20 protein-coding genes, 4 tRNA genes and 1 rRNA gene are annotated in these 24,820 nt (G+C 63.1%); all 25 read right to left on the reverse strand.

Annotated elements, in window-relative coordinates; genetic code table 11:
• Window positions 1–18: 18 nt before the first annotated feature.
• Complete coding sequence (rplB, locus tag HR9077_RS07870) at window positions 19–849, reverse strand: 50S ribosomal protein L2 (RefSeq protein WP_136066469.1); 831 nt, start codon at window positions 847–849, stop codon at window positions 19–21.
• Window positions 850–866: 17 nt separating this feature from the next.
• Window positions 867–1,163, reverse strand: coding sequence for a 50S ribosomal protein L23 (gene rplW / locus HR9077_RS07875; protein ID WP_031384777.1), 297 nt, complete (start codon window positions 1,161–1,163; stop codon window positions 867–869).
• Entirely contained in the window at window positions 1,160–1,768 is a 609-nt protein-coding gene (rplD, locus tag HR9077_RS07880) for a 50S ribosomal protein L4 (RefSeq protein ID WP_136066470.1), read from the reverse strand. The genes rplW and rplD overlap by 4 nt, the downstream gene beginning before the upstream one ends.
• 13 nt (window positions 1,769–1,781) lie before the next feature.
• Window positions 1,782–2,420, reverse strand: a complete 639-nt coding sequence (gene rplC, locus HR9077_RS07885; protein WP_136066471.1) for a 50S ribosomal protein L3 — start codon at window positions 2,418–2,420, stop codon at window positions 1,782–1,784.
• Between the two features lie 149 nt (window positions 2,421–2,569).
• Window positions 2,570–2,881, reverse strand: a complete 312-nt coding sequence (rpsJ, locus tag HR9077_RS07890; RefSeq protein WP_031384780.1) for a 30S ribosomal protein S10 — start codon at window positions 2,879–2,881, stop codon at window positions 2,570–2,572.
• 164 nt (window positions 2,882–3,045) lie between these two features.
• The gene (gene tuf / locus HR9077_RS07895; protein WP_136066472.1) at window positions 3,046–4,239 is read right to left on the reverse strand and encodes an elongation factor Tu; all 1,194 of its coding nucleotides are present in this window, start codon (window positions 4,237–4,239) and stop codon (window positions 3,046–3,048) included.
• 29 nt (window positions 4,240–4,268) lie between these two features.
• Complete coding sequence (fusA, locus tag HR9077_RS07900) at window positions 4,269–6,389, reverse strand: elongation factor G (RefSeq protein WP_136066473.1); 2,121 nt, start codon at window positions 6,387–6,389, stop codon at window positions 4,269–4,271.
• An 18-nt stretch (window positions 6,390–6,407) separates the two neighbouring features.
• A complete protein-coding gene (gene rpsG / locus HR9077_RS07905) occupies window positions 6,408–6,878 on the reverse strand; it encodes a 30S ribosomal protein S7 (RefSeq protein WP_136066474.1) in 471 nt (156 codons plus the stop codon).
• A gap of 144 nt (window positions 6,879–7,022) precedes the next feature.
• Window positions 7,023–7,397 carry a 30S ribosomal protein S12 gene (gene rpsL, locus HR9077_RS07910; RefSeq protein ID WP_136066475.1) on the reverse strand — a complete coding sequence of 125 codons (375 nt, stop codon included), beginning with the start codon at window positions 7,395–7,397 and terminating at the stop codon, window positions 7,023–7,025.
• Between the two features lie 147 nt (window positions 7,398–7,544).
• On the reverse strand, window positions 7,545–11,762 hold the full coding sequence (gene rpoC, locus HR9077_RS07915) for a DNA-directed RNA polymerase subunit beta' (protein WP_136066476.1): 4,218 nt from the start codon (window positions 11,760–11,762) through the stop codon (window positions 7,545–7,547).
• Window positions 11,763–11,846: 84 nt separating this feature from the next.
• Entirely contained in the window at window positions 11,847–15,923 is a 4,077-nt protein-coding gene (gene rpoB / locus HR9077_RS07920) for a DNA-directed RNA polymerase subunit beta (protein ID WP_136066477.1), read from the reverse strand.
• 245 nt (window positions 15,924–16,168) lie between these two features.
• Window positions 16,169–16,543, reverse strand: a complete 375-nt coding sequence (gene rplL / locus HR9077_RS07925) for a 50S ribosomal protein L7/L12 (protein WP_136066478.1) — start codon at window positions 16,541–16,543, stop codon at window positions 16,169–16,171.
• 90 nt (window positions 16,544–16,633) lie between these two features.
• Window positions 16,634–17,137 carry a 50S ribosomal protein L10 gene (gene rplJ, locus HR9077_RS07930; RefSeq protein WP_136066479.1) on the reverse strand — a complete coding sequence of 168 codons (504 nt, stop codon included), beginning with the start codon at window positions 17,135–17,137 and terminating at the stop codon, window positions 16,634–16,636.
• Window positions 17,138–17,390: 253 nt separating this feature from the next.
• Window positions 17,391–18,083 (reverse strand): 50S ribosomal protein L1, encoded by a 693-nt coding sequence (rplA, locus tag HR9077_RS07935; RefSeq protein WP_136066480.1) that lies wholly within the window; start codon window positions 18,081–18,083, stop codon window positions 17,391–17,393.
• A 2-nt stretch (window positions 18,084–18,085) separates the two neighbouring features.
• Entirely contained in the window at window positions 18,086–18,517 is a 432-nt protein-coding gene (gene rplK, locus HR9077_RS07940) for a 50S ribosomal protein L11 (RefSeq protein ID WP_136066481.1), read from the reverse strand.
• Window positions 18,518–18,606: 89 nt separating this feature from the next.
• Window positions 18,607–19,140, reverse strand: coding sequence for a transcription termination/antitermination protein NusG (nusG, locus tag HR9077_RS07945; RefSeq protein WP_031384791.1), 534 nt, complete (start codon window positions 19,138–19,140; stop codon window positions 18,607–18,609).
• An 8-nt stretch (window positions 19,141–19,148) separates the two neighbouring features.
• Window positions 19,149–19,517 (reverse strand): preprotein translocase subunit SecE, encoded by a 369-nt coding sequence (gene secE / locus HR9077_RS07950; protein ID WP_136066482.1) that lies wholly within the window; start codon window positions 19,515–19,517, stop codon window positions 19,149–19,151.
• Window positions 19,518–19,590: 73 nt separating this feature from the next.
• Window positions 19,591–19,666, reverse strand: a tRNA-Trp gene (locus HR9077_RS07955).
• Between the two features lie 145 nt (window positions 19,667–19,811).
• Window positions 19,812–19,886: transfer RNA gene (locus HR9077_RS07960), tRNA-Thr, on the reverse strand.
• Window positions 19,887–19,922: 36 nt separating this feature from the next.
• A tRNA-Gly gene (locus HR9077_RS07965) sits at window positions 19,923–19,996 on the reverse strand.
• 48 nt (window positions 19,997–20,044) lie between these two features.
• Window positions 20,045–20,128: transfer RNA gene (locus HR9077_RS07970), tRNA-Tyr, on the reverse strand.
• Window positions 20,129–20,271: 143 nt separating this feature from the next.
• A complete protein-coding gene (locus tag HR9077_RS07975) occupies window positions 20,272–21,111 on the reverse strand; it encodes a type III pantothenate kinase (protein WP_136066483.1) in 840 nt (279 codons plus the stop codon).
• Window positions 21,108–22,088, reverse strand: a complete 981-nt coding sequence (locus tag HR9077_RS07980; protein WP_136066484.1) for a biotin--[acetyl-CoA-carboxylase] ligase — start codon at window positions 22,086–22,088, stop codon at window positions 21,108–21,110. The genes HR9077_RS07975 and HR9077_RS07980 overlap by 4 nt, the downstream gene beginning before the upstream one ends.
• 147 nt (window positions 22,089–22,235) lie before the next feature.
• Window positions 22,236–24,335, reverse strand: a complete 2,100-nt coding sequence (locus HR9077_RS07985) for a TonB-dependent receptor (protein ID WP_136066485.1) — start codon at window positions 24,333–24,335, stop codon at window positions 22,236–22,238.
• Window positions 24,336–24,728: 393 nt separating this feature from the next.
• Window positions 24,729–24,820, reverse strand: a 5S ribosomal RNA gene (gene rrf, locus HR9077_RS07990); the annotation flags it as partial.

Below are 24,820 nucleotides of genomic sequence, written 5' to 3' on the forward strand. Positions count from 1 at the left end.
ATGTCTTGGCGTTGGATCTTATTTCCGGGCCTTGCGGCGACGGACGATCAGCTTGTCGGTGCGCTTGTTCTTGCGGGTCTTGTGGCCCTTGGTGGGAACACCCCACGGGCTGACCGGGTGACGACCGCCACTGCTGCGGCCTTCACCGCCGCCGTGCGGGTGGTCCACCGGGTTCATCGCGACACCGCGAACGGTCGGGCGCACACCGCGCCAGCGCTTGGCACCGGCCTTGCCGAGTTGACGGAGGCTGTGCTCAGAATTGCTCACCTCACCGAGCGTCGCGCGGCATTCCGCCAGCACCTTGCGCATCTCGCCGGAGCGCAGACGCAGGGTGGCGTAGTTGCTCTCGCGGGCGACCAGCTGGGCGCTGGCGCCGGCGCTGCGTGCCAGCTGCGCACCCTTGCCGGGCTTGAGCTCGATGCAATGAACGGTGGAACCCAGCGGAATGTTGCGCAGCGGCAGCGTGTTGCCACGCTTGATCGGCGCATTGACCCCGGATTCCAGCTGATCGCCAGCGCTCACGCCCTTGGGCGCGATCACGTAGCGACGCTCGCCGTCCAGATACTTCAGCAGTGCGATGTGGGCACTGCGATTGGGATCGTACTCCAGACGCTCGACGGTGGCGGGAACGCCATCCTTGATGCGCTTGAAGTCGATCTGGCGATAATGGTGACGATGGCCGCCGCCCACGTGACGCGTGGTAATGCGGCCATGGTTGTTACGTCCGCCGGACTTCGACTGCTTCTCGAGCAGCGGAGCGTACGGCCGGCCCTTGTAGAGCTCGTCGTTGACGACCTTTACCAGGTGGCGACGACCGGCGGATGTGGGTTTGGTCTTAACTACTGCCATGATCCGTACTCCTGCCCTTATTCGGCGCCAGAGAAGTCTTCGAGGGTCTCGCCCGCGGCCAGCGTTACGTAGGCCTTGCGGTAGCCCTTGCGCAGCCCGGTACCGTTCTGGGTGCGCTTGGTCTTGCCCTTCACGTTGAGGACCTGCACGCGCTCGACCTGCTTGCCGAAGAGTGCCTGGACGGCCTTCTTGATCTCCGGCTTGGTCGCGTCACTGGCCACCTTGAACACGTACTGGTTGTTCTCGGCAGCGAAGGCGGCCTTCTCGGTCACGTGCGGTCCGAGCAGAACCTTGAATACACGTTCCTGGTTCATGCCAGCTTCTCCTCGAATTTGCGCAGAGCGGAGACGGTGACCAGCACCTTGTCGAAGGCGACCAGGCTCACCGGATCGGCAGCGGGGACGTCGACCACATCCACGTTGGGAATGTTGCGAGCGGCCAGGTAGAGCTTCTCGTCGATCTCGTCGCTGACGATCAGCACCTTCTCGAGGCCCAGCTCGCCGAGCTTGGCCACCAACTGCTTGGTCTTGGGCGTCTCGACGGCGAACTCCTCGACCACCACCAGGCGCTCCTGACGGATCAGCTCGGAGAGGATCGAACGCATCGCCGCGCGGTACATCTTGCGGTTGACCTTCTGCGTGTAGTCCTGCGGACGCGCCGCAAAGGTCACACCGCCGCTACGCCACAGCGGCGAGCGGATGGTACCGGCACGCGCACGGCCGGTGCCCTTCTGACGCCACGGCTTCTTGCCGCCGCCACGCACGTCGGAACGGGTCTTCTGAGCGCGGGTGCCCTGACGACCAGCCGCCAGATAGGCGGTGACCACCTGGTGGACCAGCGCTTCGTTGAATTCTTTGCCAAAGGTTGCGTCGGCGACTTCGACGGTACCGGCGCTTGCACCTGCAAGATTCAGATTCATCGGTAGTTACCCCTCAGCGAGCTTTCACGGCTGTGCGAACGATCACGTCGCCGCCCGGCGCACCAGGAATGGCGCCCTTGATCAGCAGCAGGTTGCGTTCGGCATCGACGCGGACGATTTCCAGGCTTTGCACGGTAACGCGCTCGTTGCCCATCTGACCGGCCATCTTCTTGCCCTTGAAAACGCGCCCCGGGGTCTGGCACTGGCCGATTGAGCCGGGTGCCCGATGGGACAGGGAGTTGCCGTGGGTCATGTCCTGGGTGCGGAAGTTCCAGCGCTTGACGGCGCCCTGGAAGCCCTTGCCCTTGGAGGTGCCGGTCACATCGACCTTCTGACCAGCTTCAAAGAGGGATACGGTGATTTCGCCGCCCACTTCCGGAGCCTGCTCGCCTTCTGCAAGGCGGAACTCCATCAGAGAACGACCGGCCTCGATACCTGCCTTGGCGAACTGGCCTGCGGCCGCCTTGGTCAGATGCTTGGCCTTGCGGGAACCGGTTGTCACCTGCACCGCGCTGTAGCCGTCGCTTTCGACGGTCTTCACGCAGGTCACGCGGTTGGGCTCAACCTCGATAACGGTTACGGGCACGGATGCGCCAGCCTCGGTGAAGATGCGGGTCATACCGCTCTTCTTACCGACCAAACCGATAGTCATGTTCAGTCTCCTATAGTGTACGGGGCTATCACCCGCTATGGCTGCCCTTTCCAGAGCATTCCACTAGCACGTTGTATGACGCCATCCCGGCGTGGCGGCTGCTGCTGATACGTTCTGACCAGCGCTGGGCCGCAGTGACTAGTGTGGTATCAATCGAGCTTGATTTGGACGTCCACGCCAGCGGCGAGGTCGAGTTTCATCAGCGCATCGACGGTCTTTTCCGTCGGCTCGACGATGTCGAGCACGCGCTTGTGAGTGCGGATCTCGTACTGGTCGCGCGCGTCCTTGTTGACGTGCGGCGAGATCAGCACCGTGTAGCGCTCACGATTGGTCGGCAACGGAATCGGACCGTGCACCTGGGCCCCGGTCCGCTTCGCGGTATCCACGATCTCCTGGGCGGACTGGTCGATCAGGCGATGGTCGAATGCCTTCAGCCGAATGCGAATCTTCTGGTTCTGCATTAGCCCTAAACTCCAATGGATGTCGACGGCGCGAGCCGTCTACCCACGCATTTAAAGGATGCGCATTATAGGCATGCAAGATTCCCGAGTCAAACAGGAAAGCCAACATGCGCAGAAAAGGGGGCTCCTCGCGGAGCCCCCTTCGATCATCAGAAGTCCAAGACTTACTTAACGATCTTGGCGACGACACCGGCGCCGACGGTACGACCGCCTTCACGAACCGCGAAGCGCAGGCCGTCTTCCATGGCGATCGGCGCGATCAGGGTGACGGTCATCTGAACGTTGTCACCCGGCATGACCATCTCGACGCCTTCCGGCAGCTCGCAGGTACCGGTCACATCAGTGGTCCGGAAGTAGAACTGCGGACGATAGCCCTTGAAGAACGGCGTATGGCGACCGCCCTCTTCCTTGGACAGCACGTAGACTTCGGCTTCGAAGACGGTGTGCGGGTTGATGGTGCCCGGCTTGGCCAGAACCTGGCCACGCTCGACGTCGTCACGCTTGGTGCCGCGCAGCAGTGCACCGATGTTCTCGCCGGCACGACCTTCGTCGAGCAGCTTGCGGAACATCTCGACACCGGTGACGGTGGTCTTGACGGTGTCCTTGAGGCCGACGATCTCGACTTCCTCGCCGCTCTTGACGATACCGCGCTCGACACGACCGGTTACCACGGTGCCGCGACCCGAGATCGAGAACACGTCCTCGATCGGCATCAGGAACGGCTGGTCGATGGCACGCTCCGGCTCCGGGATGTACTCGTCGAGCGACTTGATCAGGTTGGCAACGGCGGTGGTGCCCATGCCGTTGTCGTCCTTGCCGTCGAGGGCCATCAGTGCAGAGCCGATGATGATCGGCGTGTCGTCGCCCGGGAAGTCGTACTCGCTCAGGAGTTCGCGGACTTCCATCTCGACCAGCTCGAGCAGCTCTTCGTCGTCGACCATGTCGGCCTTGTTCAGGAACACGACGATGTACGGAACGCCGACCTGACGCGACAGCAGGATGTGCTCGCGGGTTTGCGGCATCGGGCCGTCAGCGGCGCTGCAGACCAGGATTGCGCCATCCATCTGCGCGGCACCAGTGATCATGTTCTTGACGTAGTCGGCGTGCCCCGGGCAGTCGACGTGCGCGTAGTGACGCGTCTCGGACTGGTACTCGACGTGGGCGGTCGAAATGGTGATACCGCGCTCACGCTCTTCGGGAGCGTTGTCGATACTGTCGAAGGCGCGCCAGTCGCCACCGAACACCTCGGCGGAAACGCGAGTGAGAGCCGCAGTCAGCGTGGTCTTGCCGTGGTCGACGTGACCGATGGTGCCGACGTTGATATGCGGTTTGGAACGCTCAAATTTTTCCTTAGCCACTGCTATAACCTCTTTACGTTAGCTAACGGTTAACCGTTCTGGTTGATGACGGCTTCAACGACGCTGGACGGCGCCTCTTCGTAATCCGCAAACTCCATGGTGTAGCTTGCGCGGCCCTGGGTCTGAGAACGCAGATCGGTCGCGTAACCGAACATCTCAGCCAACGGAACCGTGGCGCGGATGACCTTGCCCATAGAGGAGTCATCCATGCCTTGTACAAGGCCACGACGGCGGTTCAGGTCGCCCATGACATCACCCATGAAATCCTCGGGGGTCACGACCTCGACCTTCATCACCGGCTCCAGCAGGACGGCCTTGGCCTTGCGAGCCCCTTCCTTGACCGCCATCGAAGAGGCGATCTTGAACGCGGTCTCGTTGGAGTCCACGTCATGGTAGGAACCATCGAACAGCGTAACCTTGACGTCTATCATCGGGTAACCCGCGATGACACCGTTCTGCAGCTGCTCATAGGCCCCTTTCTCGACGGCCGGCACGTATTCCTTGGGAACCACACCGCCGACGATCTCGGACGCGAACTTGAAGGACATATCCTCGTCCTCGCCCTTGTCTTCGGCCGTCAACGGCTCGATACGCAGATGCACGTGACCGTACTGACCGCGACCTCCCGACTGACGAACGAACTTGCCTTCCTGCTCGACCGACTGACGAATGGTCTCGCGATAGGCCACCTGCGGCTTGCCGATGTTGGCCTCGACCTTGAACTCGCGACGCATGCGGTCGACGAGGATGTCGAGATGCAACTCACCCATGCCGGAGATGATGGTCTGACCGGTTTCTTCGTCGGTCTGGACACGGAACGACGGGTCCTCCTGGGCCAGCTTGCCCAGCGCGACGCCCATCTTCTCCTGGTCGGCCTTGGACTTCGGCTCGACGGCCACCGAGATGACCGGGTCCGGGAACTCCATACGCTCGAGGATGATCTTGTCGTTCAGGTCGCACAGGGTATCACCGGTAGTGACGTCCTTGAGACCGATACACGCGGCGATATCACCGGCGTAGACTTCCTTGATCTCCTCGCGGGAGTTGGAGTGCATCTGCACGATACGGCCGACACGCTCCTTCTTCGACTTCACGGAGTTGAAGATGCTGTCGCCGGACTTCAGCACACCCGAGTAGACACGAATGAAGGTCAGCGTGCCGACGAACGGGTCAGTGGCGATCTTGAAGGCCAGGGCCGAAAACGGCGCATTGTCGTCCGCTTCACGCGTGGCGATGGTGCCGTCCTTGTCGTCCAGCTCACCCTCGATGGCCTTGACCTCGGTGGGTGACGGCATGTACTCGATGACGCCATCGAGAACCGCCTGAACGCCCTTGTTCTTGAACGCCGAACCACAGGTAACCAGGACGATTTCGTTATCCAGCGTGCGACGACGCAGCCCGGCCTTGATCTCGGCGATGGTCAGCTCTCCGCCTTCGAGGTACTTCTCGGTCAATTCCTCGGACGCCTCGGCAGCGGCCTCGACCATTTCCTCGCGATACTTCTCGGCGGTTTCCTGAAGATCGGCCGGGATGTCGACCAGCTCGTAGTTCATGCCGTGGTTGGCTTCGTCCCAGAGAATCGCCTTCATCTCGATCAGGTCGACGACGCCCTTGAATTCGTCTTCCGAGCCCCAGTTGATCTGGATCGGCACGGCGTTGGCGCCCAGGCGACTCTTCAACTGGTCGACGACCATGAAGAAGTCGGCACCGGCACGGTCCATCTTGTTGACGAACACCATGCGCGGAACTTCGTACTTGTTGGCCTGACGCCAGACGGTCTCGGTCTGCGGCTGAACACCGGAGCTGCCGCACAGCACGACGACGGCACCGTCGAGCACGCGCAGGGAACGTTCGACCTCAATGGTGAAGTCGACGTGTCCCGGGGTGTCGATGATGTTGATGCGATGCTCATCGAACTGCTTGCTCATGCCCTGCCAGAAACAGGTGGTCGCCGCAGAGGTGATCGTGATGCCACGCTCCTGCTCCTGCTCCATCCAGTCCATGGTGGCAGCGCCCTCATGGACCTCGCCAACCTTGTGAGAAAGGCCGGTATAGAACAGGACACGCTCGGTAGTGGTGGTCTTCCCGGCGTCGACGTGGGCCACGATACCGATATTGCGGTAACGCTTAAGTGGTGTCTTACGTGCCACGATGGGACTCCCGTTGATTTAGAAGCGGTAGTGAGAGAAGGCCTTGTTGGCTTCTGCCATGCGATGCACGTCTTCACGCTTCTTCACGGCAGAGCCCTTGCCTTCGGCGGCGTCCAGCATTTCACCGGCCAGACGCTGCACCATGGTCTTCTCACCACGGCTGCGGGCGGCGTCGACCAGCCAGCGCATGGCCAGCGCCTGACGCCGCGAGGGACGTACTTCCACGGGCACTTGATAAGTCGCACCACCGACGCGGCGCGACTTGACCTCGACCATCGGCTGGATCGCTTCCAGCGCCTTGTCGAAGATTTCCAGCGGCGCATCTTTACCGCGCTCGGCAACCCGGTCCAGCGCACCGTAGACGATACGCTCAGCTACAGATTTCTTGCCGCCGTACATCAAGTGGTTCATGAACTTGGCCAGGCGCTCGCTTCCGAATTTGGGATCCGGGAGAATCTCGCGCTTAGCGGCAACTCTTCTTCTAGGCATGATAAGCCCTCAATTGAAGGGTCCTTCAGGTAAACCCGAGACTCACGCTCCGGCCGGGTGGCCTCCGGCGTCGCTCGACCTTACTCTTATCTGACCGTTGTTACGCTTGAAATAGTTACGTTGACAGCCTGTCGCCCGCTACCGTCAGGTCTTGGGACGCTTGGTGCCGTACTTGGAACGGCCCTGCCGGCGATTCTGCACGCCCGAGGTATCGAGAGCGCCGCGCACGGTGTGATAACGCACACCCGGCAAGTCCTTCACACGGCCGCCACGGATCAGGACCACAGAGTGTTCCTGGAGATTGTGGCCTTCACCGCCGATATAGGAGGTGACTTCGTAGCCGTTGGTCAGGCGAACACGGCACACCTTACGCAGTGCTGAGTTCGGCTTCTTCGGCGTGGTGGTGTAGACGCGGGTGCAGACCCCGCGGCGCTGTGGGCAGGCCTCAAGCGCCGGCACGTCGCTCTTGGCGGCCTGGCGCTTGCGCGGCTTGCGCACGAGCTGGTTGATCGTTGCCATATCTGTAGCTGTCTCCAATGGTTGCCTTGCCCTAATAGCAAGCGCGGGCGTACCCACCCCACTATTAAAGGCTGGGCATTCTAAAGTCTCGCCACGAGCGGCGTCAAGGCCGACACCGCAAGGTGCCGGCCCCTCCCGCGCAATGCCTTAAAGATCGTCGTCATCGGCATCGAGCGCGGTGAGCTGGGCGCCCAGCTCCTGCTCGACGTCGTAGGCCGTCGGCTGATACGGATTGGCTGCCTCCTCGCGCCGGCGGCGACGCTCGGCGTGGTGCGTCAAGCCGGTACCCGCGGGGATCAAGCGGCCCACCACGACGTTTTCCTTCAGACCGCGCAGGTAGTCGCGCTTGCCGGTCACCGCCGCTTCGGTCAGCACCCGCGTGGTCTCCTGGAAGGAGGCCGCGGAGATGAACGACTCGGTGGCCAGCGAGGCCTTGGTGATACCCAGCAGCACGCGCTCGTACTTGGCCGGGAACTTGTCCTCGCCGGCCAGGCGGGCGTTCTCCTCGAGCACACGGACCAGCTCGACCTGATCGCCGGGGATGAAGTCGGCATCGCCGGCGTCGGTGATCTCCACCTTGCGCAGCATCTGACGCACGATCACCTCGATGTGCTTGTCGTTGATGCCCACGCCCTGGAGGCGATAGACCTCCTGGATCTCGGCGGTGATGTACTTGGCCAGCTCGGCGACACCCAGCAGCCGCAGGATATCGTGCGGATTGCTCGGCCCGTCGGAGATCACTTCACCCTTCTCAACGGTTTCGCCCTCGAAGACCGCGATCTGGCGCCATTTCGGGATCAGCATCTCGAACGGATCGCCGGATTCCGGGGTGATCGTCAGGCGACGCTTGCCCTTGGTCTCCTTGCCGAAGCTGACCACGCCGGTGATTTCGGCGAGGATCGACGGCTCCTTCGGCTTGCGCGCCTCGAACAGGTCGGCGACACGCGGCAGACCGCCGGTGATGTCCTTGTTGCCGGACGCCTCCACCGGGATACGCGCGATCACTTCGCCGACGCCGATGCGGGCACCGTTCTCCGCGGAGACGATCGCCTTGCCGGGCAGCAGGTACTGCACCGGGGTATTGGAACCCGGCAGCGTGACGTGCTCGCCGGCGGCGTCGAGCAGCATCAGCAACGGCCGCTTGTCGCGTCCCGCCGCCGGCCGCGAGGCCGCCTCGATCACCTCGATCGACGACAGACCGGTCATCTCGTCCACGCTACGGTGGATGGTGATGCCCTCGTCCATGTCGATGTACTGCGCCTGACCCTCGACCTCGGCGACGACCGGATGGGTGTGCGGATCCCACTTGGCGACCGTCTGGCCACCATCGACCTCGTCGCCGTCCTTGACCGACAACTCGGCGCCGTAGGGCAGCTTGTAGTACTCGCGCTCGCGACCATGGTCGTCGGCGACGGCCAGGGCGCTCGAACGCGACACCACGACCAGCTTGCCGTCGGCACGCTCGACGTGCTTGATGTTGTGCAGACGCACGCGACCGCCGTGCTTGACCTGGACGCTGTCCACCGCCGAGGCGCGTGACGCGGCACCGCCGATGTGGAAGGTACGCATGGTCAGCTGGGTACCCGGCTCGCCGATCGACTGGGCGGCGATGACGCCCACCGACTCGCCCTGGTTGACCTGATGGCCACGCGCCAGATCGCGCCCGTAGCAGGACGAGCAGACGCCATGCGGGGTCTCGCAGGTGATTGCGCTGCGCACCACGATCTCGTCGACGCCCATGGTGTCGAGATCCTCGCACCAGGCCTCGTCGAGCAGCGTGCCCTTGGGAATCAGCACCTCGTCGCTGGCCGGATCGACGACATCCTGCGCCACCACACGCCCCAGCACACGCTGGGCCAGCGAGACGATGATGTCGCCGCCCTCGATCACCGGGTGCAGCGTCAGGCCTTCCTCGGTGCCGCAATCGGTGTCGGTGACCACCAGGTCCTGGGCGACGTCGACCAGACGCCGCGTCAGGTAACCCGAGTTGGCGGTCTTCAGCGCCGTGTCGGCCAGACCCTTGCGCGCCCCGTGGGTCGAGATGAAGTACTGCAGGACGTTCAGGCCTTCACGGAAGTTGGCGACGATCGGCGTCTCGATGATCGAGCCGTCCGGCTTGGCCATCAGCCCGCGCATGCCCGCCAACTGGCGAATCTGCGCGGCGCTGCCACGCGCCCCGGAGTCGGCCATGATGAACACGCTGTTGAACGAGTCCTGCTCGACCTGGTTGCCTTCGCGATCGGTGACGGTCTCCTTGGAGATGCCGGTCATCATCGCCTTGGCGACCTTGTCGTTGGCCTTCGACCAGATGTCGATGACCTTGTTGTACTTCTCGCCGGCGGTGACCAGGCCCGAGGAGAACTGATCCTCGATCTCCTTCACCTCGTCCTCGGCGGCATCGACGATCTCGGCCTTGGCATCCGGGATGACGAAGTCGTTGACGCCGATGGAGGCACCGGACCAGGTCGCCAGGCGGAAGCCGGTGTACATCAGTTGGTCGGCGAAGATCACCGTTTCCTTGAGGCCGGCGCTGCGGTAGACCTCGTTGATCAACCGCGAGATCGACTTCTTCTTCATCGGCTGGTCGACCAGCGAGAACGGCGCGCCCTTGGGCAGGATGCGGAACAGCAGCGCACGGCCCACCGTGGTGTCGTACAGCGAGGTCTTCTCGACCAGTTCGCCATCCTCCACTTCGGGCAGATACTCGGTCAGGCGAACCTTGACGCGGGCATGCAGCGACACGCTCTGCGTGCCGAAGGCGCGCTCCACCTCGTTGAGGTTGGCGAACACCATCCCCTCGCCCTGGGCGTTGATCTTCTCGCGGGTCATGTAGTACAGACCCAGCACCACGTCCTGGGACGGCACGATGATCGGCTCGCCGTTGGCCGGCGACAGCACGTTGTTGGTCGACATCATCAGCGCGCGCGCTTCGAGCTGGGCTTCCAGCGTCAGCGGCACGTGGACGGCCATCTGGTCGCCGTCGAAGTCGGCGTTGTAGGCCGCACAGACCAGCGGGTGCAGCTGGATCGCCTTGCCTTCGATCAGCAGCGGCTCGAACGCCTGGATACCCAGGCGGTGCAGGGTCGGCGCACGGTTGAGCAGCACCGGATGCTCGCGGATGACGTCGGCGAGGATGTCCCACACTTCCGGCAGCTCGCGCTCGACCATCTTCTTGGCCGCCTTGATCGTCGAGGCATACCCCAGCGACTGCAGCTTGGAATAGATGAACGGCTTGAACAGCTCCAGCGCCATCTTCTTGGGCAGACCGCACTGGTGCAGGCGCAGGGTCGGGCCCACGGTGATCACCGAGCGGCCGGAGTAGTCGACGCGCTTGCCCAGCAGGTTCTGGCGGAAACGTCCCTGCTTGCCCTTGATCATGTCGGCCAGCGACTTGAGCGGACGCTTGTTGGAGCCGGTGATGGCGCGACCGCGACGACCGTTGTCGAGCAGCGCGTCGACCGATTCCTGCAGCATGCGCTTCTCGTTGCGCACGATGATGTCCGGCGCATTGAGATCGAGCAGACGCTTGAGACGGTTGTTGCGGTTGATCACGCGGCGATACAGATCGTTGAGATCCGAGGTCGCGAAACGGCCGCCGTCGAGCGGCACCAGCGGACGCAGGTCCGGCGGCAGCACCGGCAGCACTTCCATGACCATCCACGCCGGCGCGTTGCCGGACTTGTGGAAGGCCTCCAGCAGCTTGAGCCGCTTGGAGAGCTTCTTGATCTTGGTCTCGGAGTTGGTCTGCGGAATCTCCTCGCGCAGACGCTCGATCTCCTCGCCCAGATCGATGTCCTTGAGCAGCGCCTGGACCGCCTCGGCGCCCATGCGCGCGTCGAAGTCGTCGCCGAACTCCTCGAGGGCCTCGAAGTACTGCTCGTCGTTGAGCAGCTGACCACGCTCGAGGGTGGTCATGCCCGGGTCGATCACGACGAACGACTCGAAATAGAGCACCCGCTCGATGTCGCGCAGGGTCATGTCCAGGAACATGCCGATACGCGACGGCAGCGACTTGAGGAACCAGATGTGCGCGACCGGGCTGGCCAGCTCGATATGCGCCATGCGCTCACGCCGCACCACCGCCTTGGTCACCTCGACGCCGCACTTCTCGCAGATGATGCCGCGATGCTTCATGCGCTTGTACTTGCCGCACAAGCACTCGTAATCCTTCACCGGGCCGAAGATCTTGGCACAGAACAGACCGTCACGCTCGGGCTTGAACGTACGGTAGTTGATGGTCTCCGGCTTCTTGACTTCGCCATACGACCAGGAGCGAATCATGTCCGGCGACGCGAGCGATATCTTGATCGCGTCGAACTCGTCGGACTGTGACTGCGATTTGAGGACTTTCACCAAATCTTTCATGGGGTCGCTCCGTTGCGGAGTTGTCATGAGCGGGGCCCGACTCTAGCGGGGCCCCGCGGACCGTCATTGTTCAGCGTCGGGCGTTCAGCCTTCCAGCTCGATATCGATACCCAGCGAGCGGATCTCCTTCACCAGCACGTTGAAGGATTCCGGCATGCCCGCCTGCATGGCGTGGTCGCCGTCGACGATGTTCTTGTACATCTTGGTACGTCCCTCGACATCGTCGGATTTGACCGTGAGCATCTCCTGCAGGGTGTAGGCGGCGCCGTACGCCTCCAGTGCCCACACCTCCATCTCGCCGAAGCGCTGACCGCCGAACTGCGCCTTGCCGCCCAGCGGCTGCTGGGTGACCAGCGAGTAGGAACCGGTGGAACGCGCATGCATCTTGTCATCCACCAGGTGGTTGAGCTTGAGCATGTACATGTAACCCACGGTCACCGGACGGTCGAACTGTTCGCCGGTACGCCCGTCGTAGAGCGTCATCTGGCCCGAATCGGGCAGATCGGCGAGCTTGAGCAGGCCCTTGATCTCCTGCTCCTGGGCCCCGTCGAATACTGGCGAAGACATCGGCACACCACCGCGCAGGTTTCGAGCCAGCGCAATCACCTCGTCGTCGGACAGCGAATCGATGTCCTCGTGACGGGTGCCCTGGGTGTTGTAGACCTTGCCCAGGAACTCGCGGATCTCGGCGACCTGCTGCTCGCGGGCGTCGCGCAGCATGGCGTCGATCTTCACCCCGAGCCCGCGCGCGGCCATGCCCAGGTGGGTCTCGAGGATCTGCCCGACGTTCATCCGCGAGGGCACGCCCAGCGGGTTGAGCACCACGTCGACCGGCTCCCCCTGATCGTCGAACGGCATGTCCTCGATCGGCATGATCGCGGAGATGACACCCTTGTTACCGTGACGGCCGGCCATCTTGTCGCCCGGCTGGATGCGCCGCTTGACCGCCAGGTAGACCTTGACGATCTTGAGCACGCCCGGCGCCAGGTCGTCGCCCTGGGTCAGTTTGCGCTTCTTGTCCTCGAAACGCTCGTCCATCTCCTTGCGGCGGTTCTCGAGCTGTTCGTCGGCCTGGGCGAGCAGCTCGTTCAGGCTCTCGTCCTGCAGACGCAGCTTGAACCACTGCTGACGCGGCAGCTCGTCGAGGTACTCGTCGGACAGTACATCGCCCTTCTTGAGCTTGGGCCCGCCGTTGACGGCCTGGCCGGACAGCGCACGCTTCAGGCGCTCGAAGGTGGCCTCCTCGGCGATGCGGTAGGTCTCCTGGAGATCCTTGCGCACCTCGTCGAGCTGCATCTGCTCGATCGCCAGCGCCCGCGAGTCCTTCTCGACGCCGTCGCGGGTGAACACCTGGACGTCGATGACCGTCCCCTTCATGCCGGTGGGGGCGCGCAGCGAGGTATCCTTCACGTCGGATGCCTTCTCGCCGAAGATCGCCCGCAGCAGCTTCTCTTCCGGGGTCAGCTGGGTCTCGCCCTTGGGCGTGACCTTGCCGACCAGGATGTCGCCGGCGCCGACCTCGGCACCGATGTAGACGATCCCCGCCTCGTCGAGCTTGGACAGCGCCGACTCACCGACGTTGGGAATGTCCGAGGTGATTTCCTCGGCGCCCAGCTTGGTGTCGCGGGACACGCTGGTCAGCTCCTGGATGTGGATGCTGGTGAAGCGGTCTTCCTGCACCACCCGCTCCGAGACCAGGATCGAATCCTCGAAGTTGTAGCCGTTCCAGGGCATGAACGCCATGCGCATGTTCTGGCCCAGCGCCAGGTCGCCCATGTCCACGGACGGGCCGTCGGCGAGGATGTCGCCGCGCGCCACGGCATCACCCGGACGCACGATCGGACGCTGGTTCATGCAGGTGTTCTGGTTGGAACGGATGTACTTGGTCAGGTTGTAGATATCGACGCCGGCTTCGCCGCCGATGATCTCGTCCTCGTTGATCCGCACCACGATCCGACGGGCATCGACCGAATCGATCACCCCGCCGCGACGGGCCACGGCGCAGACGCCGGAGTCGCGGGCGACGAAGCGCTCCATGCCGGTACCCACCAGCGGCTTGTCGGCGCGCAGGGTCGGAACCGCCTGACGCTGCATGTTCGAGCCCATCAGGGCGCGGTTGGCGTCATCGTGCTCGAGGAACGGGATCAGCGCCGCGGCCACGGAAACGACCTGGCGCGGCGAGACGTCCATCAGGGTCACCTTGTCGGGTGCCATGAACGTGGTTTCGCCGCGATGACGCACCTGGACCAGGTCGTCGACCAGCTTGTTGCCCTCGTCGACGGTGGCCGAGGCCTGGGCGATGATGAAATCCCCCTCCTCGATCGCCGACAGGTGGACCATCTCGTCGGTGACCTGACGATCGACGACCTTGCGGTACGGCGTCTCGAGGAAGCCGTAGCTGTTGGCGCGACTGTAGGTGGCCAGCGAGTTGATCAGGCCGATGTTCGGGCCTTCCGGCGTCTCGATCGGACACAGCCGGCCATAGTGCGTGGCGTGGACGTCGCGCACCTCGAAGCCGGCACGCTCGCGGGTCAGACCGCCCGGCCCGAGGGCGGAGACGCGACGCTTGTGCGTGACCTCGGAAAGCGGGTTGTTCTGATCCATGAACTGGGACAGCTGAGAAGAGCCGAAGAACTCCTTGACCGCTGCCGCCACCGGCTTGGCATTGATCAGATCCTGCGGCATCAGGCCTTCGCTCTCCGCCATGGAGAGACGCTCCTTGACCGCGCGCTCGACGCGCACCAGGCCGACGCGGAACTGGTTTTCCGCCATCTCGCCGACGCAGCGGATGCGCCGGTTGCCCAGGTGGTCGATGTCGTCGACATCGCCGAAACCGTTACGGATGTTGATCAGTTCCCTGAGCACCGCAACGATGTCGTCGTTGTCGAGTACGCCTGGCCCGGTGTCGGACTCGCGGCGCAGGCGGCGATTGAACTTCATGCGACCGACGCCGGACAGGTCGTAACGGTCCTCGGTGAAGAACAGGTTATGGAACAGCGTCTCGGCGGCTTCCTTGGTGGGCGGCTCGCCGGGGCGCATCATGCGGTAGATCTCGACCAGCGCCTCGAGCGCGGAACGCGTGGTGTCCAGCTTGAGCGTGTCGGAGATGAACGAACCGCAATCCAGGTCGTTGGTGTAGAGCGTCTCGAGCTGGGTAATGCCCGCCTGGGCCAGCTTCTCGAGCAGCTCGGCAGTCAGCTCGCTGTTGCACTCGCAGATCAGCTCGCCGGTGTTGGGATCGACCTGATCCTTGGCCAGCGTCTTGCCGTACAGGTACTCCATCGGTACTTCGAGACGCTCGAGGCCCGACTTCTCCATCTGGCGGATGTGCTTCTGGGTGATGCGGCGCCCTTCCTCGACGATCACGCTGCCATCGCTATCCTTGATATCGAAGGTCGCGGTCTCGCCGCGCAGGCGCGACGGCACCAGCTCCACCGAGAAGCCGGACTTCTCGATGTGGAAGGTGCTGGTATCGAAGAAGATATCCAGGATTTCTTCGGCGCTCATGCCTAGCGCGCGCAGCAGCACGGTCGCCGGCAACTTGCGGCGACGGTCGATGCGCACGAAGACGTTGTCCTTCGGGTCGAACTCGAAGTCCAGCCAGGAACCGCGATAGGGAATGACCCGCGCGGAGTACAGCAGCTTGCCGGACGAGTGGCTCTTGCCCTTGTCGTGATCGAAGAACACGCCCGGCGAGCGGTGGAGCTGAGAAACGATGACACGCTCGGTGCCGTTGACCACGAAGGTACCGTTCTCCGTCATCAGGGGGATCTCCCCCATGTAGACTTCCTGCTCCTTGATATCCTTGATCGCCTTGTTCGACGACTCTTTATCGTAGATGATCAGTCGAACCTTGACCCGCAGCGGTGCCGAGTAGGTAACGCCACGCAGCTGACACTCCTTGACGTCGAACGCCGGCGTGCCGAAACGATAGCTGACATATTCGAGCCCGGCGCTACCTGAAAAGCTCTCGATCGGGAACACGGACTTGAAGGCGGCATGCAAGCCGACCTCGAGACGCTCCTGAGGCGCCCGGTCCTGCTGGAGGAAGTCGTAGTAGGAATCAAGCTGGATGGCCAGCAGGTAAGGCACATCCATCACTTGGGGCAGTTTGCCGAAATCCTTGCGGATGCGTTTTTTCTCAGTGTATGAGTAAGCCATCTGTATTCCCCAGCTTGTTCACCATGGGTGACCGATGCGTGGTCGGCGCCGCCTGCCGGGGCGACCCCGTCAGGCGCTGACGGCAAGCCCCCGGAGGAGGCTCGCCGTCGGAATTCGCTTAGCGACTTATCGGCCGTTTTAGCTACACGATAGGACGCTAGTAACAACAGAAAAAGGCCGGCAGCGGGTGTCCCGCCACCAGCCAGGGAAGCTTACGCAGCGCGTAAAGCCTCGGAGCGCAAGGGTTACTTGAGCTCCACAGACGCGCCGGCTTCTTCCAGCTTCTTCTTGGCTTCTTCAGCGTCGTCCTTGGACATCGCTTCCTTGATGGTCGCCGGAGCGCCGTCGACGGCACCCTTGGCTTCCTTCAGGCCAAGACCGGTGATCTCGCGAACCACCTTGATGACGTTGACCTTCTTGTCGCCGGCCGCAGTCAGCACCAGGTCGAACTCGGTCTGCTCTTCTTCGGCGGCGGCTTCGCCACCACCACCCGGGCCAGCGACGACGGCTGCCGCGGCGGACACGCCGAACTTCTCTTCCATCGCCTCGATCAGCTCGGCGACTTCCATCACGGACATGTCGGCGACGGCGTTGATGATGTCTTCTTTGGTCAGTGCCATGTTTGCTTTCCTAAACTTTGCGGAGCGCCCCGTAACGGGTTCGGCGCTCGATAACGGGAACTACGATTCGAGCTGCGTGAAGCAGGCGCCTCAAGCGGCCTGTTCCTGCTTCTGGTCACGCAGCGCAGCGAGGGTACGCACGAGCTTGCCGGCAGAAGCTTCCTTCATGACGGACATCAGCTTGGCGATTGCCTCATCGCGTGTCGGCAGCGTTGCCAGACGGTCGAGATCGGCGGCCGGGATGAACTCACCCTCGTAGGCCAGCGCCTTGACTTCGAAGTCCGACTGATTCTTGGCAAACTCCTTGAACAGGCGGGCGGCGGCGCCCGGATGATCATAGGAGAAAGCCAGCATGGTCGGACCGACGAACGTCTCGTTCAGACACTCCCAGTGAGTGCCCGACAGCGCACGGCGTGCCAGCGTGTTGCGGACAACACGGATCTGCACGCCATTCTCGCGAGCCTGCTTGCGCAATACGGTCATTGCGCCCACATCGACGCCGCGAGAGTCGGCGACTACAACGGAGAGAGCGTCCTTCGCTGCCTCACTGACCTCAGCAACAATCGCTTTCTTGCCTTCGAGACCTAGTGGCACAGTGTTCACTCCTTCGTGCCGGGGCGCTTCCGAAAAAGCCTGCCCCGGTGGTTACCTTCTCGATCCGCCTTGACCAGGCGGATCGCGGAATGATGGTGCTCACCAGCGAACTGGCGGGTGCACCATCTGCGCAGGCGACCCTGAGGCCATTAAGTCACCCGACATCGGTGACGCCTGCGGTCTTTGACGGCGCCCCGCCAGCGCTGCGCTGACAGCGCACGGGGACCGCAAAGTTACTGCCTGGTACGACACGTCAGATATACGTTGAGTGATCGACGGTCAGACCCGGGCCCATGGTGGTGGACAGGGTCATTTTCTTGAAATAGACGCCTTTCGAGGTGCTCGGCTTGAGACGCTTGAGGTCGTTGACCAGCGCGTCGAGGTTGCCACGGATGGCGTCGGCCGAGAAATCCACCTTGCCCAGCGTGGAATGGATGATGCCGTTCTTGTCGGTACGGAAACGCACCTGACCGGCCTTGGCATTCTTGACCGCGGTCGCCACGTCGGGCGTCACGGTGCCCACCTTGGGGTTGGGCATCAGGCCTCGCGGACCGAGGATCTGGCCCAGCTGGCCGACCACGCGCATCGCATCGGGAGAGGCGATGACCACGTCGAAGTCCAGGTTGCCCTTCTTGACCTGCTCGGCAAGATCGTCCATGCCGACGATATCGGCACCGGCTTCCTTGGCCGCTTCCTCGTTGGCACCCTGGGTAAAGACGGCAACGCGCACGTCCTTGCCGGTACCATTGGGCATGACGGTCGCGCCACGCACCACCTGGTCGGATTTACGCGGATCGACGCCCAGATTGATGGCGACGTCGAGCGACTCCTTGAAGTTGACCTTGGACAGCTCGGAAAGCAGTGCCACGGCCTCGTCGACGGAGTAGACCTTGGAGGCATCGACCTTTTCGCGGAACAGCTGCGCGCGCTTGGACAGTTTAGCCATGATCAGAGACCCTCCACGTTGAGGCCCATGCTACGGGCGCTGCCGGCGATGGTGCGCACGGCGGCGTCGAGATCGCCGGCCGTCATGTCCGGCTCCTTGGTCTTGGCGATCTCCTCGAGCTGTTCACGAGTCACGGTGCCGACCTTGCTCTTGTTCGGCTCGCCCGACCCGGACTTGATGCCGGCCGCTTTCTTGAGCAGCACGGCAGCCGGCGGCGTCTTGGTGACGAACGTGAAGCTGCGGTCGGAGTAGACGGTGATCACGACCGGCGTCGGCAGACCCGGCTCGATATCCTGCGTCTCGGCGTTGAAGGCCTTGCAGAACTCCATGATGTTCACGCCGTGCTGACCCAGCGCGGGGCCCACGGGGGGACTCGGGTTGGCCTTGCCCGCTGCAACCTGCAGCTTGATGTAGGCCTGGACTTTCTTAGCCATGATGAACTCCAGTTGGGTAGTAGCGCCTTGCGGCTCCCCGGGTTAACGAGCCGCCGCGGCGGCCCGACGAAATAGTCTCCGGAAAGACGTCAGTCCTTCTCGACCTGAGCGAATTCGAGCTCCACCGGCGTCGAACGGCCGAAGATCAGCACGCTGACATGCAGGCGGCTCTTCTCGTAGTTGACTTCCTCGACCACCCCGTTGAAGTCGGCGAAGGGGCCATCGACGACACGCACCGCCTCGCCCGGCTCGAACAGCGTCTTGGGCCGCGGCTTGTCGGTACCATCCTGGACCCGACGCAGGATGCCGTCGGCTTCCTTCTGGGTGATCGGCGCCGGTTTTTCCGGCGTGCCGCCAATGAATCCCATCACCCGCGGGGTCTCATTGACCAGGTGCCAGGTCTGGTCGTTCATTTCCATCTCGACCAGCACGTAGCCGGGATAGAACTTGCGCTCGCTCTTGCGCCGCTTGCCGTCACGCATCTCGACGACTTCTTCGGTCGGCACCAGGATCTCGCCGAACTGATCCTCCATGCCATAAAGCTTCACGCGCTCGATGAGCGAGCGCATGACATGCTTCTCGAAACCGGAGTAGGCGTGTACGACGTACCAACGCTTGGACATGGAATCTCCTAACCGATGATGCCGGACATGGCCCAGCCCAACAGGGTGTCAATCAGCCACAGCATCAACCCCACCAGCAGCACGGCGACCAGCACGATGATGGTCGTCTGCACGGTCTCCTGGCGCGTGGGCCAGACGACACGCTGGATCTCCTTGCGCGAGCTGCGCGCCAATTCGATGAGATCCCGCCCCTTGGCGGTGGTCAGTGCCACGGCGGCGGCGGCGAGCCCCAGGGCCACCACGCCCAGCACGCGGTACAGCATGGCCTGATCGGCGAAGTAACTGTTGCCAACCACGGCCAGTGCGGCGAGGATGACGGCTGCCGTCCACTTGAGACCGTCGTGGCGCGACTTCTGCACCTCGGCGTTTTGCTTCATGACGATGGAACTCCTCAAGGCACAGCAAGCGAAAAGACGGAAGTATATGGAATAACGCCAGCCTGGGGAAGACTGGCAGGCCAGGAGGGAATCGAACCCCCAACCTGCGGTTTTGGAGACCGCTGCTCTGCCAATTGAGCTACTGGCCTGCATTCTGAACGCGTAATTGCCTATTGCAGGCAGTTACGCTACAGCGGGCAGAATGATACCCGACACATCCTGCCCTGACAACCCTTTCCACCCAATCGCGGCAGAAAGACAAAAAGGCGAGCTTGCGCTCGCCTTTTTGCAATGTGGAGCTCATGGACGGATTTGAACCGTCGACCTCACCCTTACCAAGGGTGTGCTCTACCCCTGAGCTACATGAGCAAACTGCTTCAACAATTGCTACACCAGCACAACAACTGGAGCGGGCAGCGGGGATCGAACCCGCATCATCAGCTTGGAAGGCTGAGGTTCTACCATTGAACTATGCCCGCCTGCCCACTCTGTGCTGTCGACACACCACCATGCATCGACATGAATACTGGTGGAGGGGGAAGGATTCGAACCTTCGAAGCTTTCGCGGCAGATTTACAGTCTGCTCCCTTTGGCCACTCGGGAACCCCTCCAGCGTGGCGGCTAATTTTACCGCCTGGGGCGCAGCTGTCAAGCCTCTGTTTTACAAAACTTTGTCCTGCAAAATTCTGTCTTTACAGCCACTTGAACCGCCGGCGGACCCTCAGGCCCTGCCCCCAGAACGCCGCGCATTGTGTCAAAGCAGCATCGACAATGCAAGGCTTGCACGCAGCTTTTCCAGCGCCGCCGGGCTCGGCACCCGCGGTGCACCGGATAATCGGCCGGCACGCTCGGCGGCGGTCAGCGGGAAACTCGCCTCGAGCCCGGCATAGACCATGTCGGGCCAGAGCGCATGGGGCACCCGCAAGCCCCGCGAAACGACCCGGGCGTCCCCGCCGGTCACCAACAGCGGCAGGGCCACGCCCTCCCGATCGCAGACCTCGCTGTAGATGCGATTCACGGCACTGACAGCGGCCATGAAGATGCCGTGATTGACTGCCGCCGCAGTGTTTCTCCCCGGCAGCAGCAGACTGTCGGCCTCGCTGTCGGGATCGATCGCCACGTTGCGCGTGCCCAACTTGAGGCTGTCCTTCATCAAGCGCAACCCGGGCACGATATAGCCCCCCAGGTGACGCCCTCCGGGCAGCACGAAGTCGATGGTGATCGCACTGCCGCAATCGACCGTGCAACAACCTCCGGTCAGATGATAGCCGGCCAGCGCCCCCATCCAGCGATCGACGCCCAGCCGCTCCGGCTCTTCATAGCCGCAGCTGACGCCCAGCGCCTCGCTGGTCGAGTGCGCCACGTGCACGACGCCGACCCGGCGCCGCAGCAGCTTCACGGTTTCCTCGAGCACCGCACGACGGGCGACACTGGAGATGCGTACGGTGCTCACCACATCGAGGTCGGGGATGTCGGCGCCCGGTCGCCACTCCTCGCGGGTCCAGACGCCCCCGCGGGAGCGGATCTCGCTGCTGGCGACATCCTTCAACCGCCACTTCGAAAGCGTGTTGCCGATATCCAGGTCGAGGATCATGAGTGGCTCCGCACGCTGATTTCGCCACCCGCCAGACGCTCCCGATGGCCCTCACGTAGCACACAGAGGTTCCCGGCGGCATCGACCCCCTCGGCAACGGCGGCATAGCGTGCCTGGCCATGGATCACGTCGACCGTCCGCCCGGCATGAGCATGACGCTGGTTCCAGGCCTCCTGCCAGGCGGCGAAGCCCTCCTGCTCGAAGTCGACCAGCATTCGCAGCAGGCCATCCAGCAACTCGGCGGCCAGGGCATTGCGGGTTATGCCCGACGCCTGGTCGGCGACTGCCGCGACCGGCTGGTCGAGGCGCTCGCGCACCGCATCCGGCAGAAACACGTTGAGACCGATGCCCACGACGACCTCGCAGGGGCCCTGGGCGTCGCCGCTGACTTCGAGCAGGATCCCCGCCAGCTTGTACAGCGCGCCATCCTGATCGAGCAGTACGTCATTGGGCCACTTGAGCGCCACATCCAGGCCGTGCCGCTCGAGCACCCGGGCCAGTACCACGCCGACCGCCAGGCTGAGACCCTCGAGCGCCGTCGCGCCGCCTTCGAATCGCCAGCCGATCGACAGCAGCAGACCACGACCCCAGGGGCTGGCCCAGGCACGCCCTCGCCGACCGCGCCCGGCGCTCTGGCTTTCCGCCAGGCAGACCTCGGCATGCCCGGCGCCCTGGAGAAACCGTTCGCGCAGGAACTGGTTGGTCGAGGGCAGCGCCTCCTCGATGAACAGGCGCACCAGGTGGCGTCGCGAGTCACGCGGCAGGTCGGCGATGATCGCTTGACCATCGAGCAGCTCGAGCGGGCGTGCCAGCCGGTAGCCGCGCCCCTTGACCGCTTCGAGCGGGATATCCAGCGCCTCCAGCTTCTTGAGCTGTTTCCAGATCGCGGTCCGCGACACCCCGAGCCGTAGGCCCAGCTGTTCGCCGGAGTGGTAATTTCCATCGCCCAGCAAGCGGATCAGATCACCGATGGTCATGCGCATCATCCGTCGGGAAAACCGCCATTTTAGCGGAAGGCACTCACCCGCGGGAACGGCAACGGCTAAAGTGGCAGATTCGGGGCGCAAAAAGGCGGTATCGGGGAGCCGATACCGCCGTCGTTGCTCGGCTGCCAGCGAGTTCGCTCAGTACTCGTGAGACCAGCTCAGCGTATAGGTCCGCCCGCGTCCCTGGTAATCGTAGAGGTATTCGGGACCGTACTGGGGCGAGTAGAACAACGCCGCACGCTGCCCCCAGACCGTGGAATACGCCTCGTCCAGCAGATTGCTCACGCCCAGGCTCAACGTGCCGAACCGTGTATCCTCGCTCGCCGTCAAATCCAGCGTGGTGTAGCCGTCAATCTGGCGGTCTTCGGCATCTTCGAGGTCCAGGTAATGGCTGGCCTGCAGGCGCGCCGAGGTATCGAAGTCTGACCAGCCGACGAAGGCCGTCGCCGATGACAGCGACGCGTAGCGTGCGTCACGCTTCTCCCAGTCGCCGTCGGCGTCCTGCTGCTCCGAGCGTACCAGATGCAGTGTGCCGCCGACCTGCCACTGCTGCCCCAGATAACGCGTCACGGCGGCCTCGATCCCGTAGTCACGCTTCTTCTCGTCGACCACGCTGACGCTCAGATCCCCGGCATTTTCCACCGCCTTGTCGGACCAGGCGTAATAAACGGAGGCCTGGGTCGACCAGTCACCGCCACGATACCGCCAGCCGAGCTCGACCTGATCGGTCTTGATGCCACTCAAGGGATTCTCGGAGACACTGATATCGGCGCTCTTGCCATAGTACTTGGCCGGGTCCGGCAGCTCGAAGCCTTCGCTGTAATTGCTCCAGACCTGATGGCCATTGTCGAAATCATAAAGAGCACCGGCATTGAACAGCGTTACTTCGTAGTCGTTACTGCCGCCCGGAACCCCCTGGAAATCCTCGACCTCGACGTCCATGTGCTGCCGGCGCACCCCACCCGACAGCTGCAGCCCCTCCGTCACCTGCCATTCGCTCTGGGCGAATGCCGAAACGCCATCGACCTGGTAACTCGGGTAGCGCGGCGTGACCGAGCTCTCGACCTGATCGAGGCCGCCACTGGCATCCGAGACGGCCTTGGAGAAGGTCATCTGGCTAGCATCGAACTTCTCCCTGTCCAGATCGACGCCATAACTGAGATCGACGCTCTCGGTCAGCTCAGCGTCGAACAAGGCCTTGATCCCGCTGAGGTCGGTATTCTGCTGCGAGGCACGGAATTCATACCCATCCGCGACCGGATAGGGAAAGGCCTGGAAATTGGCCTCCTCTTCGCGATGGAAGGCCTGCAGGTAGAAATCCTGGCCCAGCAGGTCAGCATGATGGTAGTTGACGTTGATTAGCTTGCGATCGGTGAGCGGCTCACGGTCCGAATCGAAGCCATCTCGAATCTGCGCATCGCTCAGGTCCGGGGAAGCGCTGCCTAGGTTGGGGAAGTAAACTCCGCGCTCACCCTCGTAACCCGATTCGTAGAGCTGCCCCATCACTTCCAGCGTCTGCTGCTCAGTCAACTGGAAACTGACATTGCCCATCACGTCGACGCTGCGGTTCTCCTGCAGGTCGGTCTGGGCAATGTCCGGAAAGATCTCTTCCCCGTTGCCATCGTAGAAGCGACCATTTTCCGTGTAGGCAACACCGAGCCGGCCATGCACCCTGTCGCTGCCGCCACTGACCGACTGAGCCACCTGGCGGTCGAAGTCGTCGCTGGCATCGAACCCGCTGGTCATGCCGATGCGAGTCTCGAAGGAGGGCGGCCCCGCCTGCCCCTTCTTGGTGATGATATTGATCAAGCCCCCCGTCGCGCCGCCGCCGTACAGGCTGCTGGCGCCCGACAGGACTTCCACCCGCTCGACGTTGAACGGGTCGATCGAGTCGAACTGTCGCGACAGTCCCCGCGAACTATTGAGCGATACGCCATCGATCAGCACCTGAGCGCTCCGGCCACGCATGTTCTGGCCGTAGTTGGTGCGCCCCTGAGGCGCGAAGTCCAGGCTCGGCACGAGCCTGCCCAGGGCGGTCTTGAGGTCGGCACCGCTATTGAGCTGCTGGCGCAGTTCCGCCCCCTCCACCACCCAAACCGTACCGGGGATCTGGCTGATCTGAGTGGGTGTACGCGAACCGACGACGACCATGGTCTCCTGCTCGTCGGCAGCCTGCAGTGCCATCGGCGCGGAGAACAACCCGGCGGTCATGGCAATGGATAGTTTACGGGGTCTCATTGTATTGTCCTTGGGTCCGGTGACTGCTGGATTCCTTGCTCGCAGCGCATGGTAAGGAATCGAGAATCGAACCTCAATGAGAACAATTACTCTTTATAACAATGACTATAGGCACCCCCGAGGCATGACAGGCCGAACCGCCTCTCGGTCAGGCACAAGAAAACCCGGGGAAGAGATGCGAAGGCCGGGGCACCCTTACGAATTCCGCGCATAAAAAAAGCCCCCGGGATGGCCGGGGGCTTTTTCGTGACGAGGCCTGACGAGGGTCGGGACGGCCACCCGTCGGGCGGCGCTCCGTCGGGCGGCGCTCCGTCGGGCGGCGCTCCGCGACGCTTCAGGGAAGCCCCGAAACGACAATACCCCCGACCACTGGCCGGGGGTGTCGAAATAAATGCCTGACGATGACCTACTCTCGCATGGGGAAGCCCCACACTACCATCGGCGCTGAGCGGTTTCACTGCTGAGTTCGGCATGGGGTCAGGTGG

It is taken from the genome of Modicisalibacter radicis, assembly GCF_900961225.1.
Classification (GTDB): domain Bacteria; phylum Pseudomonadota; class Gammaproteobacteria; order Pseudomonadales; family Halomonadaceae; genus Modicisalibacter.